Source organism: Paramagnetospirillum caucaseum, assembly GCF_000342045.1.
In the GTDB taxonomy this organism is placed as follows: domain Bacteria; phylum Pseudomonadota; class Alphaproteobacteria; order Rhodospirillales; family Magnetospirillaceae; genus Phaeospirillum; species Phaeospirillum caucaseum.
The window spans coordinates 1-17,483 of the sequence record NZ_AONQ01000082.1 but is presented as its reverse complement, the minus strand read 5'-3'; the positions used below and the strand labels follow the sequence as shown (position 1 = coordinate 17,483).

At 65.8% G+C, this 17,483-nt stretch carries 21 protein-coding genes and 1 pseudogene; 3 read left to right on the top strand and 19 right to left on the bottom strand.

Features of this window, described 5'->3' with window-relative positions; all coding sequences use genetic code 11:
• Window positions 1-61: 61 nt before the first annotated feature.
• From nifW to nifH, 13 genes and pseudogenes are all read right to left on the bottom strand, one after another.
• Window positions 62-370: a nitrogenase-stabilizing/protective protein NifW gene (nifW, locus tag H261_RS19985; protein WP_008621204.1), complete on the bottom strand. Its 309-nt coding sequence runs from the start codon at window positions 368-370 to the stop codon at window positions 62-64.
• Complete coding sequence (gene nifV / locus H261_RS19980) at window positions 367-1,512, bottom strand: homocitrate synthase (RefSeq protein ID WP_008621202.1); 1,146 nt, start codon at window positions 1,510-1,512, stop codon at window positions 367-369. The genes nifW and nifV overlap by 4 nt, the downstream gene beginning before the upstream one ends.
• A 10-nt stretch (window positions 1,513-1,522) precedes the next feature.
• Complete coding sequence (locus tag H261_RS19975; RefSeq protein ID WP_040476962.1) at window positions 1,523-1,861, bottom strand: HesB/IscA family protein; 339 nt, start codon at window positions 1,859-1,861, stop codon at window positions 1,523-1,525.
• A gap of 77 nt (window positions 1,862-1,938) precedes the next feature.
• On the bottom strand, window positions 1,939-2,559 hold the full coding sequence (locus H261_RS19970) for a nitrogen fixation protein NifQ (protein WP_008621197.1): 621 nt from the start codon (window positions 2,557-2,559) through the stop codon (window positions 1,939-1,941).
• 114 nt (window positions 2,560-2,673) lie between these two features.
• A complete protein-coding gene (gene fdxB, locus H261_RS19965; protein ID WP_008621195.1) occupies window positions 2,674-2,970 on the bottom strand; it encodes a ferredoxin III, nif-specific in 297 nt (98 codons plus the stop codon).
• 27 nt (window positions 2,971-2,997) lie between these two features.
• Window positions 2,998-3,447 (bottom strand): NifX-associated nitrogen fixation protein, encoded by a 450-nt coding sequence (locus H261_RS19960; RefSeq protein WP_008621193.1) that lies wholly within the window; start codon window positions 3,445-3,447, stop codon window positions 2,998-3,000.
• A gap of 17 nt (window positions 3,448-3,464) precedes the next feature.
• The gene (nifX, locus tag H261_RS19955) at window positions 3,465-3,884 is read right to left on the bottom strand and encodes a nitrogen fixation protein NifX (RefSeq protein WP_008621191.1); all 420 of its coding nucleotides are present in this window, start codon (window positions 3,882-3,884) and stop codon (window positions 3,465-3,467) included.
• A gap of 49 nt (window positions 3,885-3,933) precedes the next feature.
• On the bottom strand, window positions 3,934-4,701 hold the full coding sequence (locus H261_RS26560) for a nitrogenase component 1 (protein ID WP_268743966.1): 768 nt from the start codon (window positions 4,699-4,701) through the stop codon (window positions 3,934-3,936).
• Window positions 4,702-4,819: 118 nt separating this feature from the next.
• A pseudogene (locus H261_RS26555) lies at window positions 4,820-5,185 on the bottom strand (nitrogenase component 1); the annotation flags it as partial.
• A gap of 107 nt (window positions 5,186-5,292) precedes the next feature.
• Entirely contained in the window at window positions 5,293-6,675 is a 1,383-nt protein-coding gene (gene nifE, locus H261_RS19945) for a nitrogenase iron-molybdenum cofactor biosynthesis protein NifE (protein WP_008621188.1), read from the bottom strand.
• Between the two features lie 309 nt (window positions 6,676-6,984).
• Window positions 6,985-8,520 (bottom strand): nitrogenase molybdenum-iron protein subunit beta, encoded by a 1,536-nt coding sequence (nifK, locus tag H261_RS19940; protein ID WP_008621185.1) that lies wholly within the window; start codon window positions 8,518-8,520, stop codon window positions 6,985-6,987.
• A 98-nt stretch (window positions 8,521-8,618) separates the two neighbouring features.
• Window positions 8,619-10,079: a nitrogenase molybdenum-iron protein alpha chain gene (gene nifD / locus H261_RS19935; protein ID WP_008621184.1), complete on the bottom strand. Its 1,461-nt coding sequence runs from the start codon at window positions 10,077-10,079 to the stop codon at window positions 8,619-8,621.
• Window positions 10,080-10,149: 70 nt separating this feature from the next.
• Entirely contained in the window at window positions 10,150-11,040 is an 891-nt protein-coding gene (gene nifH / locus H261_RS19930) for a nitrogenase iron protein (RefSeq protein ID WP_085988787.1), read from the bottom strand.
• Window positions 11,041-11,343: 303 nt separating this feature from the next.
• On the opposite strand from nifH, the gene H261_RS19925 reads away from it, so the two are divergent.
• Genes H261_RS19925 through H261_RS19915 form a run of 3 tightly spaced genes read left to right on the top strand, consistent with a single transcriptional unit; the run spans window position 11,344 to window position 13,513 of the window.
• Window positions 11,344-12,150 carry an NAD(+)--dinitrogen-reductase ADP-D-ribosyltransferase gene (locus H261_RS19925; RefSeq protein ID WP_008621179.1) on the top strand — a complete coding sequence of 269 codons (807 nt, stop codon included), beginning with the start codon at window positions 11,344-11,346 and terminating at the stop codon, window positions 12,148-12,150.
• Between the two features lie 11 nt (window positions 12,151-12,161).
• Window positions 12,162-13,079 carry an ADP-ribosyl-[dinitrogen reductase] hydrolase gene (gene draG, locus H261_RS19920; RefSeq protein WP_052004345.1) on the top strand — a complete coding sequence of 306 codons (918 nt, stop codon included), beginning with the start codon at window positions 12,162-12,164 and terminating at the stop codon, window positions 13,077-13,079.
• Between the two features lie 14 nt (window positions 13,080-13,093).
• A complete protein-coding gene (locus H261_RS19915) occupies window positions 13,094-13,513 on the top strand; it encodes a thioredoxin domain-containing protein (protein ID WP_008621175.1) in 420 nt (139 codons plus the stop codon).
• Window positions 13,514-13,719: 206 nt separating this feature from the next.
• Here H261_RS19915 and H261_RS19910 read toward each other — a convergent pair whose 3' ends face one another.
• From H261_RS19910 to nifB, 6 genes are all read right to left on the bottom strand, one after another.
• Window positions 13,720-14,103, bottom strand: a complete 384-nt coding sequence (locus H261_RS19910) for a 2Fe-2S iron-sulfur cluster-binding protein (protein ID WP_008621173.1) — start codon at window positions 14,101-14,103, stop codon at window positions 13,720-13,722.
• Window positions 14,091-14,987: an SIR2 family NAD-dependent protein deacylase gene (locus H261_RS19905; protein ID WP_008621171.1), complete on the bottom strand. Its 897-nt coding sequence runs from the start codon at window positions 14,985-14,987 to the stop codon at window positions 14,091-14,093. The genes H261_RS19910 and H261_RS19905 overlap by 13 nt, the downstream gene beginning before the upstream one ends.
• Before the next feature lie 13 nt (window positions 14,988-15,000).
• Window positions 15,001-15,216: a putative nitrogen fixation protein NifT gene (nifT, locus tag H261_RS19900; protein ID WP_008621162.1), complete on the bottom strand. Its 216-nt coding sequence runs from the start codon at window positions 15,214-15,216 to the stop codon at window positions 15,001-15,003.
• Window positions 15,213-15,494: a nitrogen fixation protein NifZ gene (locus H261_RS19895; RefSeq protein WP_008621161.1), complete on the bottom strand. Its 282-nt coding sequence runs from the start codon at window positions 15,492-15,494 to the stop codon at window positions 15,213-15,215. Before H261_RS19895 ends, nifT begins: the two co-directional genes overlap by 4 nt.
• A gap of 22 nt (window positions 15,495-15,516) precedes the next feature.
• Window positions 15,517-15,705, bottom strand: a complete 189-nt coding sequence (locus H261_RS19890; RefSeq protein ID WP_008621160.1) for a 4Fe-4S dicluster domain-containing protein — start codon at window positions 15,703-15,705, stop codon at window positions 15,517-15,519.
• 117 nt (window positions 15,706-15,822) lie between these two features.
• Window positions 15,823-17,313 carry a nitrogenase cofactor biosynthesis protein NifB gene (nifB, locus tag H261_RS19885; protein WP_008621159.1) on the bottom strand — a complete coding sequence of 497 codons (1,491 nt, stop codon included), beginning with the start codon at window positions 17,311-17,313 and terminating at the stop codon, window positions 15,823-15,825.
• Between the last annotated feature and the right edge of the window lie 170 nt (window positions 17,314-17,483).

Genomic DNA, 17,483 nt, shown 5'->3' with positions numbered 1-17,483 from the left:
AGTATCGGTTTGGTCGGGTCGTCGCGCAAGCGGCGGCCCGATCACCTTTTGGGGGCTGGGCCTACCGCGCCGCCAGCGGCCTGATCTCGTTCAAGGAGACAAAGCCGGGATGGGCGTCCTTGAATACCTTGAAGGTCTTGGCGCCGCGGCCTTCGGCGAAATCCTCGTAGGCTTCGATCAGGGCGGCGCGGCACACCGCTTCCACCTCGTATTCGGCCAGACCGTCCAGATTGGTGCTGCGCAGCACTTCCCGGAAGCGCTTGAGGATGTGCAGGCGGCTGACATTGACCACCGGTTGCTCGAAGGGAACCCGCAGGGTCTCGAAGAACTGTTCGGCGGACGACAGGGTGGCGAGGGTGTCGAGGATCATGACGGGGCTCCGGTAAGGGCGGTGGCGGTTCCGGCGAAGCGGCGCAAATCGTCGGCGGTGGGAATGGTCTTGGTGGTCGAGGCGTGGCGGCGCACCTGGGCCAGCATGGCGCGGGCCTGCGCGGAATCCACCTCCAGGCCGATCTCGCGGCAGGCGTGCAGCACCGAGGTCAGGCCGGAATGTTTGCCCAGCACCAGGCGGTGGCCGCGGCCCAGCTCGGCGGGGTCCAGCGCCTGGTAGGTGCGGGGGTCGCGCAGCAGGCCGCTGACATGGATGCCGGATTCGTGGGTGAAGATGTTGGCGCCGACGATGCTCTTGTCGACGGGCACCGGGCGGCCCGAGGCGTCGGCCACCAGCCGGGACACCCGGCCCAGTTGGCGCTTGTCGATGCCGGTTTCCCTTCCGTAGAGGTGGCCCAGCGCCACCACCACTTCCTCCAGCGGCGCGTTGCCGGCGCGCTCGCCCAGGCCGTTGACGGTGGTGCTGACATGGGTGGCCCCCCCCCTGACGGCAGCCAGGGAATTGGCGGTGGCCAGCCCCAGATCATCGTGGGCGTGGATTTCCAGCTCGACGGAACAGGCGGCGCGCAAGGCCTGGAAGGCGTCATGCACCGCGAACGGGTCCATGATACCCAGGGTGTCGGCGAAGCGGAAGCGCCGGGCACCCGCCGCCTCGCAGGCCCTGACCACGTCGGCCAGGAAGGCGGGATCGGCGCGCGAGCTGTCCTCGCCGCCCACCAGCGCCTCGAAACCCATGGCGCGGGCCTTGCCGACCATGATGCGGATGTGGTCCAGCGCCCAGGCGCGATCGCGTCCCAGCTTGGCGGCCAGTTGCAGGTCGGAGACCGGGATGGACAGGTTGACGGTGGCGACGCCGCAGCGCGCCGCTGCCTCAAGGTCGTCATCGCGCATGCGGCACCAGGCGATCAGGCGGGCCTTGAGGCCGAGGGAGGCCACCCTGGCGATGGCGGCCTGTTCCTCGGGCCCCATGGCGGGAATGCCCACCTCGATCTCCGGCACCCCGGCGATGTCCAGCGCCCGGGCGATGTCCAGCTTCTCGGCCAGGGTGAACGCCACCCCGGCGGTCTGTTCCCCGTCCCGCAACGTGGTGTCGTTCATGACGATGGTGGCGGCCTTCGTCATGGGATCTCTCCTAGCCGCAGCTTTTCACGGCGCAGGAACAACCGCCGCCGGCGGTGGCGGAGGGGGCGGGCGGCTGGTTGGGATTGTCGAACACGAAGCCCGAGCCCATGGAGGAATTATCCACGTAATCCATGGTGGCCCCGGTCAGCCACAGGGCCGAGCCGGGATCGATGAACACCTTGACGTCGGAGAATTCCAGCACCTGGTCGTCCTCGCCGGCATGCTCCTCCAGGCCCATGTTGTAGGAAAAGCCCGAGCAGCCCTTGTTGACCATGATCCGCAGACCCAGGTACTCGCCGTTGCAGACCTCGCGGATGACGTCGATGGCCTTGTCGGTCAGGTTCATCATGACTTTGTCCTCCTTGCCGGATGGAATGTCCTGGCTTTGGATCAGCAAGAAGGGTGCCAAGTGTTAGTTCATTGAAATCAAAGGGGTGCTGCCGGGGCGAAATCCGACAATGTCGGTTTTGCGACAAGCAGGGAAACGCCGTCCTCGGCGCCGAAGCAGGTGGCGACGTCGGTGCAGACCTCGCAATTGGGCGACTTGCAGACCGGCACGCCCTCGCGCTGGCAAAGCTCGCGGTAGAAGAACTTCTTCCATTTCATGTCGCGGCTGTTCAATTCGGCCAGGCCGACGAAGTGGCGGCGCATCAGCCCCGACAGATCGGCCCGCCCGGTCAGCCCCAGGTCCTGCCACAGATGGTTGGCGCCCAGGCAGCGGCGCGCCACGATATGGGCCAGCCATTCCTCCTCGATCAGGCGGCGGGTCCGGTGCTCCAGCAGCAGGGCGCGCAGGTCCGGCTCCTCGATGGTCAGCGGCGCGTCACCATGGCCGGCGAGCGACAGTCCGGACAGCAATCCCGGCGCCTGCGGGAAGTAGCGCCCGACCAGGGCGGCCAGGCATTCCTCGGAAAGCCCCAGCCCCATGGTCAGGCTCTCGCCGGGGGTGGACAGCGCCATGGCGACGGCGCAGGCGAACAGGTGGCGATCGAAGGGATCGCCGCCGCCGGGGCCGGTCATCAGACGGGAATAGAGGTCCTGGGCCATGATGCTGTCCTCCTTGCTTCGTCGCCGCCCTTCCTGATTTCGTCACCCCCGGGCTTGACCCGGGGGGCTATGGATGGCCGGGTCAAGCCCGGCCATGACGACCTTGAAGGCGGGTCAGGCCGGCACGGCCTCGTGGGTCTGGGCGTTGGTGCCGCACACCGCCTGACACGAACCGCAGCCGATGCAACTGCCGCCCTTGTCCAGCGTCATGACCTTGCGCACGATCTCTTCGCTGTCGTCGAAGGGGTCGCACATCTCGTCGTCCTCGTTGATGCCCATCAGCTTCATCACCGCCTGGGTGCAGACCTTGAAGCAGCGGCCGCAGCCGATGCACAGCTCGTCCGAGATGGCGGTGAGGTACTTAGGGGTCCAGGGCGACCCGTCGCGGGTGATGAACTGGCGAAACGACATGACACGTTTACTCCTTGCGGTTCGGAATCAGGCAGCGGCGACCTCGGGGAATCTGGCGATGGTGGCGACGCCTTCCGCGATGATCTTGCCGGCCTTGGCGCTCATCTCCTCGGCGGAGTCGAAGCCGAAGCGGTGCAGCTCGCGCATATAGGTGTTGACCGCCACCAGCTTGCCGGCGGTGAGGATCACCCGGCCCCAGCCCTCGTGATGGATCTTCATGATGGGAGAGACGGCATGGCCCGATTGGGTCTCGATGGCCATGGCGATGGCGTTGAAGTACTGCTCCACCCGCCACAGGATGTCCGGGTCGGGATCGCCAAACAGCGGGATCTCGCGGCGCTGTTCCTTGGAGAGGATATAGGGGGCCAGAACCTCCTCGTCGGGCATGGATTCCCAGGCGCCGGACTGGTCGTGGGCGCGGATGAACATCAGCAGGCTCTTGATGAACGGGTCCTGGGTGGTGGCGATGGCGGTCATGGAATGACTCCTGATGATTATTCGTCGTCGTCGATGAAGCGTTCGTCGCCGGCGTCGCCGTCGCGCATGGCCTTGCGCAGCCACGGCGGCGGGTTGCCCTTCAGCATGGAACGCACCCGGTCGATGACGTCGGAGATGGCCTCGTCGGCGGGCAGCTTGATGGGGTGGACGCGGGCGCGGACCACGCGGGCCGCCGCCGGGCCGCCGATGGCGCGGCAGAACAGCAGCGAGGCGCCTTCCAGGGCGTTGATCTTGGCGGAAAGGCGGTCCTCGCCGTCTTCCTTGTGGTTGCCGTCCTCGGCCGAGACGGTGTCGAACTGTACGGCTTCCAGGAAGGTGTGGCCCTCGGGGCCGATGTCGTAGAACAGGAAGGTCCTGGCGCTGGCGAAGTGGGCGTCCACGCGCTGGCGGTCCTGGGTGGCGACGGCGATTCTCATGTGACCTCCTTTGATCTTCGGTCTTGCCCCCTGGTGGGGCGCGGCGGGATCAACCAGCCGCAGCACTCTGGTGGCCATGGGCATGCTCCGAGGACTGGTGGGCGTGTCCGGGGCGCTCCATCAGGATGTTGCCCAACTGGGTAATCAGATCACGGGTGCCCCGGTAGCCCGCGCTGGTCAGGTGGGCGGCGCCCAGGCGGTCGAACACCGGGAAGCCGGCGCGGAACAGCGGAATGCCGTGATGCGCCGCCACCTGACGGCCGTTGGAATTGGCGATGATCAGGTCGGCGCCGCCGGCCTCCAGGATCTGGTCCTCCAGATCCTCGAAATCGCCGACGATCACCCGCTCGGCTTTCAACTCGGCCAGCATGGGGACCGGCCGGGTGGTGACGGCCGCCGCGATGGTGGCGCCCATGTCGGTGGCAAGCCGGCCCATGCTCCACAGTAAAGCGGGCTCGGCGGCGATGGCGACCGAGCGGCCGCCGAAATAGAAGTGGCCGTCCAGCATGGCGTCGACCAGTTGCGAGCGGGCGCGGCGCTGGCGGGCGGGAACGGGAACGCCGGCGACGGTGGACAGGCAGACCATCAGGCGGTCCACGGCGTCCAGGCCGGTGACGCGGTCCAGCACCACCGAGGGAACCCCGGTGATGGATTCGGCGGTCTTGGCGGCGATGCGCATGTGCTCGCCGATGGCGATGGTCAGCCGCGCCCGGCCCATCTCGCGCACGCTGGCCACGGAGGTTCCGCCCAGCGTGGTCGGCGTGTAGGAATCGGGCACATGGCCGTCGAGCGAGTCCGAGAGGTCGGGCAGCACCATGGTTTCCAGGCCGAAATCGGCGATGATGTCCTTCAGGGCCTCGACGTCGCCGGGGGTCGAGGTGGGCGCCGGGCAGCAGGTTGACGCGGTCCAGCCTCGCCTGATTGCCCGAGGGGCGCGCCAGGGCCTTGATGATGGCGGTCACCGCCTTGCCCCAGCCGGTCTCCAGCGAGCCGGAGAAGTCAGGCGCCGAGACGTCGATGACGGCGATGTCGGCCAGTTCCTTATTGCGTGCCCGGATGACCTTGACGTCGCCGGCCATGTCCTCGCCCCTGGTCTCGGTCAGCGCGGTGGAGATCAGGCCGATGATCTCGGGCTTGGCGCGCTTGGCGATGTTGAGCAGGCCTTCCTCCACCTGATCCATGCCGCCCAGGATGGTGCTGATCTCGTTCATGGCGGTGGTCTGGAGCGGAATGGCCTCGCGGAAGTGACGGACCATCATCACCAGGGCGAAGGCGGTGCAGCCCTGGGAGCCGTGGAACATGGGCAGGCAGCCCTTCATGCCCATGAAGGCGAGCGCCGCGCCCAGCGGCGCGCTGACCTTGAGCGGCGAGGTGGACAGCGCCTTGTTGTGGTCGACGATGAGGGCCATCACTGATTCTCCCAAGGGGCGGGGGCGCGGACCTGCGCCCAGATGGGGCTGTTGATGGACAGATCGATCTCGCGCACCAGGGCCACCATGCCGTCATAGGCGGCATAGCCGTGGTGGCGCTCCTGATTGATGTCGATCCACGGCGTGCGGGCCTTCAGCGCCACGAATTGCGAGCGGCCGCCCGACAGCATCATGTCGGCCTTGCCGTCCTTGAACATGGCGTACATGTCCCGGGGCGTGATGGCGTCGGCCAGCTTGTCCTCGTCGCCGCCCAGGCGTTCCAGCGCCTTCTTCTTGTCGTCGCCGGTGGCCTTGCGCACCGAGGAGCCGACCACCTCCATGCCCACTTCCTGCAGGGCCTGGATCACCGACCAGCTTTTCACGCCGCCGGTGTAGAGCAGCACCTTGCGCCCCGCCAGCCGGGCCTTGTACGGCTCCAGCCGTGTCCAGGCCTTGGCCTCCTCCTCGGCGATCAGGGCTTCGGTGCGGTCGGTGAGCGTGGGATCGGCGCCATGCTCCACCAGCATGCGGGCGATATTGCGGAGTGCGTCCGAGGTGTCGGAGATGCCGTAGAACGAGCCCTCGAAATAGGGAATGCCCCACTTCTCCTTCATCTTGCGGGCCAGGGTGACCAGGGCCTGGGAGCACAGCACCATGTTGGCGCGCGCCGTGTGGCAGGCCGCCACCTCGCGATAGCGGGCGTCGCCGGTGATGGAGGCGCGCAGCCGGATACCGAGCCGGGCCAGCAGGGGGCGGAACTGGTCCAGTTCACCCGCCACGTTGTATTCACCCAGGATGTTGATGTCGCAGGGGCCGGCATCGTCGGGCTCCACCGTGCCGATGACGTGCTCGAACAGTGCCTCGCCGCCTAAGCGGTTGCCGAGGTTCTTGGAGCCGACGAAGCCGGGCGAGTTGACCGGGATGACAGGAATGCCCAGGCGCTCGGTGGCGGCGCGACAGACGGCGTCCACGTCGTCGCCGATCAGCGAGCCGACACAGGTCTGGTAGACGAATACGGCGGGCGGGTTGTGCCTGGCGATGGCCTGCTTGATGGCCTTGTAGAGCTTCTTCTCGCCGCCGGCGATGATGTCCAGGTTGGTGAGGTCGGTGGTGAAGCCCTTGCGGTAGAGGTCCCCGCCGCTGCTCCACGAATTGCGCCCGTCCCAGGAATTGCCCTCGCAGGCGATGGGGCCGTGGACGAGGTGGACCACGTCGGTGATGGGCTGCAGCGCGATCTTGGCGCCGTCGAAGGCGCAGCCGCCGGCCGCCGCGCCGGGGACCAGCGACTTGCCGCAGCCCTTCTTGCGCTCACCCTCGGACTTGGCCTGGTTGGTGGCGCAACCGGGTTCGTGCATCAGTTCGGCGATCTTGGCCTTCAGCATCTTGGGCCTCGCGTAAAGCTGTTCGGGTCTCGCCTCGCAAGGCTCGTGCCATTGGAAAAAATGGCGAAAATCCAGGGTCTTGCTTTCAGGGGAGGGAGGATTGTCGGATTCGCGACAGGAAGGCTGTCCGACAAAAGAAGAGCCCCGGGGAGGGCGGGTTCCTCCCCGGGCCACGGGCTTCCGACAAAAGAAGAGCCCCGGGGAGGGCGGGTTCCTCCCCGGGCCACGGGCTTCCGACAAAAGAAGAGCCCCGGGGAGGGCGGGTTCCTCCCCGGGGCGGCCTCACACGCTACTGGAAGGGTTGGGAGATCAGCGCGTGAGGTCGAAGGAGATGTCGCTCGACGCATCGGTCGCCTCGAAGATGCGGTCGAGGATTTCCACCAGCACCCTGAGCGCGCCCTGGTAGCCCAGGGTGGGGAAACGGTGGTGGTGGTGACGGTCGAAGATGGGGAAGGTCAGGCGGATCAGCGGGATGCCGGTATCCTTCTCGAGGTACTTGCCGTAGGAACTGCCGATCAAGAGATCGGTGGGCTCGGTGAACAGCAGGGAGCGCATGTGCCAGAGGTCCTTGCCGGCGTAGACCTTGCAGCCGGCGCCGAAAGGCGACGAGGCCAGCAGGGCTTCCATGGCGGCGACCCAGTCCTTGCCCGCGTTGGTCGAGAGGCAGTGGAGCGGCTCGCAGCCCATTTCCAGCAGGAACGAGGCCATGCCGTAGACGAAGTCGGGGTCACCGAACAGCGCCACCTTCTTGCCGTGCAGGTAGGCCTGGCTGTCGGCGATGGCGTCGACCAGACGGCCGCGCTCCTTCTCGATGCTCTCGGGGATCGGCTTGCCCGACAGTTCCGAGATCTTCATCAGCAGGGCGTCGGTGCCGCCCACGCCCATGGGGTAGTGGAAGGACGCGGTGGGCTGGCCCTTGGTCTCGATGTATTCCAGCGACTTGTCCGAGCAGTACTTCTGCAACGCGATGGTCGCCTTGGCGTCGATGGCGGTGCGCACGTCCTCCAGCTTGGTGCCGCCGTCATACATGCGGTAGGTGCCGTCCGAAGGCGTGTCGTAGATGTCCGACACGTCGGAGATGAAGGTGTACTCGACGCCCATGGTGTCCATGTAGCGCTTCAGCTCGCGGTTGTTGGCCACCGCGTAGCCGTCGAAGCCCGGGATGATGTTGATCTTCTCCGAGACCGCGCCGCGCTTGAGTTCGCCCTTCTCGCGGTCCCAGAAGTAGTTCAGCACGCCCTTGATCATGTTGTCGTAGCCCGTGGTGTGGCTGCCGACGAACGAGGGGGTGTGGGCGAAGGGCACCGCGAAGTCGGCCGGAACCGATTCCTTTTCCTTGGCGGTGGCGATGAAGGCCGAGAGATCGTCGCCGATGACTTCCGCCATGCAGGTGGTGGAGACGGCGATCATCTTGGGCTTGTAGAGCGTGTAGGAGTTCTGCAGGCCGTCGACGATGTTGGTCAGGCCGCCGAACACCGCCGCGTCCTCGGTCATGGAGTCGGAGACGCAGGGCACCGCCTCCTTGAAGTGACGGGCGAGGTGGGAGCGGAAATAGGCGACGCAGCCCTGGGAGCCGTGCACGTAGGGCATGGTCTCCTCGAAGCCCTGGGCGGCGAACACTGCGCCCAGAGGCTGGCAGGCCTTGGCCGGGTTGATGACCGCCTTTTCACGGGCGAAGTTCTTTTCGCGGTATTCCCAGGTCTTGGTGTACTCGGCCTGGGCGGCGACCGCGTCGTCCGTCGGGCGGCACTCGAACTGGGCCTTCTTCGCCGCGAACATCTCCGTGTATTCGGGCTCGCTGAACAGCGTGACGTGGTCCTTGGTCTTTTCGGCGCTCTGAGGCATGACTTCTCTCCTTCTCAACTCCCCGCGCCCCCGGCTGTTGGGCGATGCGCGGGGAGGAGTTAAAGCAAAACAACGCGTTATAGGTCGGGAGTGGAGGTTCAGGCGGCCTTCCAGGGAGCCTTGAACTTGTCCCAGACCGGGCTGTTGATGGCCATGTCCATATCGCGGGCGAAGATGGCGAAGCCGTCATAGCCATGATAGGGGCCCGAGTAGTCCCACGAGTGCATCTGGCGGAAGGGCACGCCCATCTTCTGGGTGGCGTACTTCTCCTTGATGCCCGAACCGACCAGGTCGGGACGGATCTGCTCGATGAACTTCTCCAGCTCGTAGCCGGTGACGTCGTCGTAGATCAGCGTGCCTTCCTTCACGTAATGGCCGGTGCGCTGATAGTCGTCGTTGTGGCCGAATTCATAGCCGGTGCCGACGATCTTCATGCCCAGGTCTTCGTAGGCGTTGGCGACGTGACGGGGGCGCAGGCCGCCCACGTACAGCATCACGGTCTTGCCTTCCAGGCGGGCCTTGTACTTGGCCAGCACGCTGTCGACCAGCGGCTGGTACTTGGCGATGACCTCTTCGGCCTTCTTCTGGATGGTCTCGTCGAACTGGGCGGCGATCTTGCGAAGCGAGGTCGCGATCTGGCTCGGCCCGAAGAAGTTGTACTCCACCCACTTGATGCCGTACTTCTCTTCCATGTGGCGGCAGATGTAGTTCATCGAGCGGTAGCAGTGGATGAGGTTCAGCTTGGCCTTCGGCGCGCGGGCCATCTCGGACAGGGTGGCGTCGCCCGACCACATGCCGATGACGCGCAGCCCCATCTCCTCGAGCAATTTGCGCGACGGCCAGGCGTCGCCGCCGATGTTGTAGTCGGCGATCAGGTTGACGTCGTAGGGGCCGGCGACGAATTCCTCGGTGTTGGGCTTGTCGAAGACCCAGTCGCGGATGGCGTCGTTGGCGATGTGGTGGCCCAGCGACTGGGACACGCCGCGGAAGCCCTCGCAGCGGACCGGAACGATGGTCTTGCCGGTTTCCTTGTGCTTCTTCTTGGCCACCGCCTCGATGTCGTCGCCGATCAGGCCGATGGGACATTCGGACTGGATGGAGATGCCCTTGTTGAGCGGGAACATGGTGTCCAGCTCGTCGATCATGGCGTCCAGGTTCTTGTCGCCGCCGAACACGATGTCGCGTTCCTGGAAGTCCGAGGTCACCTGCATGGTGACGAAGCTGTCGATACCGACGGTGCCGTTGAAGTAGTTGCGGCGCTGGGACCAGGAATACTGGCCGCAGCCGACCGGGCCGTGGGAGATGTGGACCATGTCCTTGATGGGGCCCCACACCACGCCCTTGGAACCGGCATAGGCGCAGCCACGGATGGTCATGACGCCGGGGATGGACTTGATGTTCGACTTGACGCCGCAGGAGGTGGCGCCCTCCTCCTCGGCCGGCTTGGCGACGGCGAGGTGCTTGGCGCGGCGCTTGGCGGCCTTCTCCGGATAGGCGTCAAGGACATCCTTGATCAGCGCCTCGGCGGCGGCGGTATCGTTGGTGTAATCGAGGCTCATGGCCCTCTCCTTCAGCTTTCGTTGGGGGCCCTCCACCCTTTAGGAGGGCCCTCCGGTTACCGTCGAAGTCTTAGGCGCTGCAGAGCGACTTTTCCTTGGCCTCGAGCTCGGCCAGGGCCTGCTCGTCGGACTTCATGATGCCGAATTCGAGCAGCATGTCTTCCAGCTCTTCCATGGTGATGGGGGTCGGGATGGTGCCCTTGCCGCCATTGGCATGGATCTTCTGGGCCAACTGCCGGTACTCTTCAGCCTGCTTGGAATCGGGGGCGTACTGGATGACCGTCTGGCGGCGCAGTTCGGCGTGCTGCACGCCGTTGTCGCGCGGCACGAAGTGGATCAGCTGGGTGTTCAGCTTGGCGGCCAGGCTCTCGGACAGGTCGAGCTCGCGGTCGGTCTGACGCTCGTTGCAGATCAGGCCGCCCAGGCGGACGCCGCCCGAACCGGCATATTTCAGGATGCCCTTGGCGATGTTGTTGGCGGCGAACAGGGCCATCATCTCGCCCGACATGACGATGTAGATTTCCTGGGCCTTGTTCTCGCGGATGGGCATGGCGAAACCGCCGCACACCACGTCGCCCAGCACGTCGTAGGACACGTAGTCCACGTCGTCATAGGCGCCGTTCTCTTCCAGGAAGTTGATGGCGGTGATCACGCCGCGGCCGGCGCAGCCGACGCCCGGCTCGGGCCCGCCCGATTCGGCGCACTTGATGCCCTTGTAGCCGATCTTCATCACGTCCTCGAGCTCGAGGTCTTCCACCGAGCCGGCCTTGGCGGCCAGGTGCAGCACGGTGTCCTGCAGCTTGCAGCCCAGGATCAGGCGGGTGGAGTCGGCCTTGGGGTCGCAGCCGACGATGAGGATCTTCTGACCCATCTCGACGAGAGCGGCCAGGGTGTTCTGCGAGGTGGTGGACTTGCCGATACCGCCCTTGCCGTAGAAAGCGATCTGACGAACCATGGGAATTTCCTTTCGCTGGTTAGCCTAAAATTTGCTCGGCGAGGACTGGGCCACCGCCACGGCCTCCTCATCGCAATGGGCGTGCCAGTTTGGTGTGCGCCGCAGCGACAAAAAATAATCAAATAAAAACAACGCATTGCACGGGTGCGTCGGGCTCGTGCCCGCTTTTTGGGCGTCTGTGCGGAATCCGACAAAGCCGCCCATCTGTGTTGCAACCCCAACAGGACCAGGGTTTCCGCCCCTTTATGCGCCCCTATGCCGAAAGGTACGGGTCTTGCATGAGTGGTGGGCTGAACGACGGGGATTCGGATGAACGACCACAGCATCGGCCACAGCACCAACCTGATGGGGTTGTCCACCAACCTGCTGGGCTCGGCCGCCTTCAACGACGAGCCGCGCGAACTGCACATCTCGGGAGTGCGCGAGATGAACCGCCAGCTGTTCGAGATGCTGGGGCAGTCGGACGGGCTGATGGATGCCGGCGACGCCTTCTATAAGTACATGATGGCCATGTTCGGCATCGATCCCGAGCAGCAGGAGCCGCTGCAGGGCTCGCGGCGGCGCTACCGTTCCAGCTTCCTGCGCCTGCTGAAAGGCTGGGGCTACGATTCCAACGGGCCGGAAGGCGCCGTGCTGAAGGGCTGGGTGGAAAGCCGCTTCGGGCTGTTTCCCACCTTTCACAAGGAGATGATCACCCGCTTTTCCACCCAGGGCTGGGCGACCTATGTGGACGAGAAGATGTCGAGCCGCTTCCACAACAACTCCATCTACTGCCAGCTCGACATGCTCTACGAGTTCTGCCAGTGGGGGCTGGCCCGTCACGCCGCCCCCGGCCAGACTCATCTGACGCTTTACCGGGGCATCAATTCCTTCGACGAGCATCAGGTGGTCGAACGCCTCGACCGCAAGAATGTGGTGATGCGCCTCAACAATCTGGCGTCGTTCTCGTCGGACCGCACGGTGGCCGATTGCTTCGGCGACACCATCCTGACCGCCCGCGTGCCGGTGGTGAAGGTTCTGTTCTTCAACACGTTGCTGCCCGTCCACCCCCTGAAGGGAGAGGGCGAGTACCTGGTGATCGGCGGCGATTACCGGGTCGCCGCGGCCTATTTCTGATTGGATTTTCCATGCGACTTCCGTTTCTCGACCGAACCCCGGCAGCGGGCCCCAGCCTGGAGGAACGGGTGCTGGGCGCCTATCTCGGCTTCGCGGTGGGCGACGCCCTGGGGGCGACGGTGGAGTTCCTGACCAAGGGCGAAATCCGCGAGAAGCACGGCCTGCACCGCAAGATGATCGGCGGCGGCTGGCTGCATCTGGCGCCGGGCCAGGTGACCGACGACACCGAGATGTCGCTCTGCCTGGGCCGCTCGCTGATCGCCAAAGGCGGGCTGGACCTCAGGGACGTTTGCGGGGAATTCGCCGCCTGGCTGAAGACCGGCCCGGTGGACGTGGGCAACACCTGCCGGCGCGGCATCCGCCGCTTCATCACCAATGGCACCCTGGAGGGCGGCTATTGCGAGGGCGACGCCGGCAACGGCGCCGCCATGCGCAACCTGCCCACCGCCATCGCCACCCTGCACCGGCCCGACCTGCTGGCCGAGTGGACGGTGGCGCAGAGCCACATCACCCACCACCATCCCCTGTCCGACGACGCCACCCTGGCGCTGGGGCGCATGACCCAGGCGCTGCTGTCGGGCCAGGGCATGAAGGCGGCGCGCGACGAGGCCAACGCCCTGGTGGACAAGCATAAATGCTTCAAGTTCGAGACCTTCCGAGGCCAGTCCACCGCCTACATCGTCGATACCATGCAGACGGTGCTGCACTTCTATTTCCTGACCGATTCCTTCCGTAACTGCCTGATCGAGGTGGTCAACCAGGGCGGCGACGCCGACACCACCGGGGCCATCGCCGGCATGCTGGCCGGGGCCACCTACGGCGTGCGCGAGATTCCCGCCGCCTGGGCGGGCAAGCTGGACAAGGCCGTCGCCGAGGAAATCCGTACCCAGGTACCGGCCCTGCTGGCCCTGGCCGACACGCTGAAATGAAGGAGGGCCACCACATGGCGCTGATCGTCTTCTACGAAAAGCCGGGCTGCTCGAACAACACCCGGCAGAAGCAATTGCTGGCCCGGTCCGGCCACGACGTGGTGGCGCTGGACATCCGCGCCCAGGGCTGGAGCCCGGCGGCGCTCGGCCCGTTCTTCGAGGGCTTGCCGGTGGCCGAGTGGTTCAACCGCGCCGCCCCCCGGGTCAAGTCGGGGGCGGTGGTGCCCGAAGCCATGGAGGCGGGGGAAGCCCTGGCCGAGATGTGCCTGGACCCCCTGCTGATCCGCCGCCCGCTGATGGAAAGCGGCGGACGCCGCATGGCCGGCTTCGACGACGCGGCGGTGGACGCCTGGGTGGGACTGGTTCCGGCGCACGAGCCGGTCCCGGAAACCTGCCCGCGCAGCGACGGCATCTGTTCGCTGCCGGGGCGGTAATATCAACCTGCGTTGAGTGAAACTCATCGCGGGTTGGATAGGCCCAAGGGGCCGCGCGCCTTATGGCGCGGGAGGCAAGGGCGCAAAGGCGCCCGCCCGCCGCATGAGGGCGCTGCGGTGATCGGTTCCGATCATCGCAGCCTGATATAAGAATGAAGGGGCGTCCCGCCGGGGACGCCCCTTCTCGATCTGCGAGCTTCCGCCACCTATCGCCGCAGATCGATCTCGACGCCCGGTTCGCCGGAGAATTCCACCAGGATGTCCTCGTTGCGGACGATGTACTGACAGGCCAGGCGGTAGGGCGGGGGCATGTCGTTGGTTTCGGCATTGGCCAACTGGTCCCTGGTCAGCTTGCCGTTGACCGACAGCGTCAGCTTTTCCTTCTCGGTCAGATGGATGCCGGACGGGCTCTTGTCGTCCAGGATGGTGACCTTGACCAGGCACGAGCCGCACTCGCCGTCCTGGCACTGGCAGGGAATGGCGATGGCGTGCTGCTTGGCCACGCCCAGCAGGGTCTTGTTGTCGCCCGCCACCGCATAGACGGTGACGTCCTTTTCCAGGGTGGGGGCGCTGAAGGTTACGTTGGCCATGGGTTATCCTCTCCAAGGGGTGGTGGCGGTCGGTTCGGCCCGGCGGCGCTCATCAGCGCGACGGCCTCGGCCAGCGGCATGGTGATGGGGCTGATGCCCTCGATCTCCAGGAACTTCAGTTCGTTGCGGGTCAGGTCCTTGGGCACCACGGCATAGCGCGGCCCGCCGGAATGCTTGGCGATCTGCCGGGCGAAGGTCCGCAGGATCTGGTCGTAGAAGCGGCAGCCCAGAAAGACGAAACCGCGTCCCGCCCGCCGGTCCTTGACCACCTGGGGAATGGGCGTCCCTATATCGATGTCGGTCAGCACTTCCACGTAATCGGAATCCGACACCAGCACGTCGCCGGTGGGCTGGGCGGCGCCGTGAGGTTTGTAGAGCACGGTGCGCCAGCCCTCGGCCACGCCATCGGGGACGGTGGCGCCATCGGGGGTGACGGCGCGGCTCCACACCCCGCCGTCCAGGCGTCTTGCCTTGGAACAGCCCTGGACGATGCCCCAGTTGTCGCGGCCCACCGCCTCGAAGGCGGCCTTCATGGCGCCGTCATACCAGGTGTCGACCACCAGGGGCAGCCGGGGCAGGCCGGCCAGCCAGCGGTGCAGGGAATTGGGCTCCGGCACCGCCTGGAAGAACCCGGCCATCAGCTTGTCGAGCGTCATCCGGTGTTTGTGGGTCTCGATGTACTGGGCGGAATGCCAGAGGTTCTGCTTGATGCGGCCGGGGACGCCCACCTTGGCCGCCAGGGCCGTGGCCAGGGCGCGGGCCCCCACCGGCACCGGCGGCTCGGCCTCGAGGGTCAGTACGTCGGGCCCCAGGAAGGGGATGAGATGGCCGGCGGCGATCTCGGCGCCGATGCCGGCAAGCAATGAGCTGGGGGAGTCGAGCATGGCCGCGTCCTCCTCAGTCGTCGCCGCCGGACAGTTTGCGGGCTTCGACGGTGATGGGCAGCCTTGTGTCGGCCGGCATGTCGGGCATGGCGAAGGTCCAGCCGTTGGCGATCTTGATGGTGCCGCCCCAGATGGTGTCCTTCTCGGACTCGACGACCAACTCCTCCAGGTCCTTCTTGGGGACATAGATCTCGTATTTCTCGCCGACCTTGCGCAGCATGACCTTCATGACGCCTTCCTTTCTTCTTCCTCGACCCGTTCCAATTCGTGGGCGCGCATGCCGACCAGGCGTTCGCTTTCCAGGAAGTCGACGGCGTAGACATAGAAGCGGTTGAGATAGGTCCCCACCTGGGTGACGTAGCCCACCTCGCCCTTGCGGATCAGGAACTCGCCGATCTGCGAGCCGGGATAGGTGCCGTCGTTGCGGACGTCCCGGAGCGCCGCGACCTTGTCGCCGCGCTCAAAGAGGGCCTTGTCCCACAGTTCGAAATTTGTATCTTCGCTCATGACGGCACCCTTTCCGAAAAGGTCAGCCCTGGACGATGCAGCCCTCGACCGGGCAGACCGCCTGGCACTTCGGCGCGTCGCCGTCGCACTCGGTGCAGCCCGACGCCTTGATGGTGTAGACGTCGTTCTTGATGGAAATGGCGGCGTTGGGGCACTCGAATTCGCAGGCGCCGCAGGTGGTGCATTCGGACGCGATAATTTTCAGAGCCATGATGTTCTCCTTCTCTCTGAGCTTTTTTGCCCCTCGCCGGGCGCGGCCCTCCGGCCGCTTGGCCGCCGCCTCAATGGCGGCTGATCGCGGCGTGCGCCAGGTTTGGCGCTCGCCGCTCTAGGCAATGTCGGCGGTTTCGGAAACCTGGCCGAAGCGCTGGGCGTACCAGCCGGCCACCGCCGTCTCGATGTAGTCGAAGGGGTAGGCGTCGATGGCCTCGATGCCGGCTTTCTTCAAATCGTCCTTGGGGCAGCGGCCGATCTTGGCCACGAACACCGTGTCGATGCCTTCCAGCGCGGCCAGGACCACGTCCAGCTTGTCGTCGTCGCCATAGCCGCCGACGCAGTAATTGTCGGCCTTGCGATGGCCCGAGAAGCGCACGCCCTTGGCATCCACCTCGAAAATCTGGAATTCCTTGGCGTGGCCGAAATGCTGGTTGATGCGCCCGCCACCCTTGGTGCAGACGGCCACCAGCCTGGCCGGGGCCTCGGCCACGGTGTCCGCCAGTTCGGCCTCGGCACCCTCGACCGCCTTGGCGCGGTCGGCGCGCTCGCGCTCGACCACTTCGCGGTAGAGGCGGCGGGGCTCGGGGTCGAAGACGGCGGCCACCTCGGGCAGCTTGTCCAGGGTGAAGTCCTGGGACAGATCCTCGCCCAGCATACCCACCGCGTCGGCGCGGCACTGGCGGCAATGGCGCATCAGATTGGCGCCGCCGGCCAGCTTGTCTTGAAGGTCCTTCAGTTCGGCGGGCTTGGGGCCGCGCTGGCCGGAAAGGCCGAAGGCGGTGCCGTGGGCGGCGTCGGAGATCAGCGGCATGACGTTGTGCAGGAAGGCGCCGCGCGCCTTGATCTCCCTGTTGACCTCGATCAGGTGCTGGTCGTTGATGCCGGGGATCATCACCGAGTTGATCTTGGTGAGGATGCCGCGGGACGTCAGGCCCTCCAGACCCTCCATCTGGCGCTCGTGCAGGATGCGCGCGCCTTCGATTCCGGTGTAGCGCTTGCCCTTGAAATAGATCCAGGGGTAGATCAGCGCGCCGATCTCGGGGTCGACCATGTTGATGGTGATGGTGACGTGGTCGATGTTGTGCTCGGCCAGCTCGTCCAGGTGGTCGGGCAGGGCCAGACCGTTGGTCGAGATGCAGTATTTGAGGTCGGGCAGCAGCTTGGACACCTCGCGGAAGGTGGCTGCGGTCTTGCGCCAGTCGAACATGGAATCGCCGGGGCCGGCGATGCCCAGAACCGAGAGCTGCGGTACCCTGGCCGCCACCGCCGCCACCTTGCGCGCCGCCTGTTCGGGCGAGAGCTTCTCGCTGGTGACGCCGGGGCGCGATTCGTTGGCGCAGTCGTACTTCCGGTTGCAGTAATTGCACTGGATGTTGCAGGCCGGGGCCACCGCCACATGCATGCGGGCGAAGTAGTGGTGGGCTTCCTCGGAGTAACAGGGGTGGTCCTTGACCTTGTCCCAGATATGGGCGGGCATGTCGCCCTGGCCCTTATCGGACCCACATGAGGTGGAGGAACAGCCGCCGGTGGGCGCGGCCGGAGCTTCGGCGGGGGCCATGCGCCCCCGGGCGATGCTGGAGAGAGAGATGACGTTGCTGGACACCGGCGGCCTCCTCGTCAGGGGTCTATGCCGGGGTCCTTTGCAATGGCGATGCCAAGTGCTGCAATGCGAAAAATGGCGAAAATGCTGGGTTTAGGGCTTTGTCGTATCCCCGACATGGAGGTCGGGGACGCGACAAACACGGTGGTTTGTCCGACTGACGCCAGCCCTCG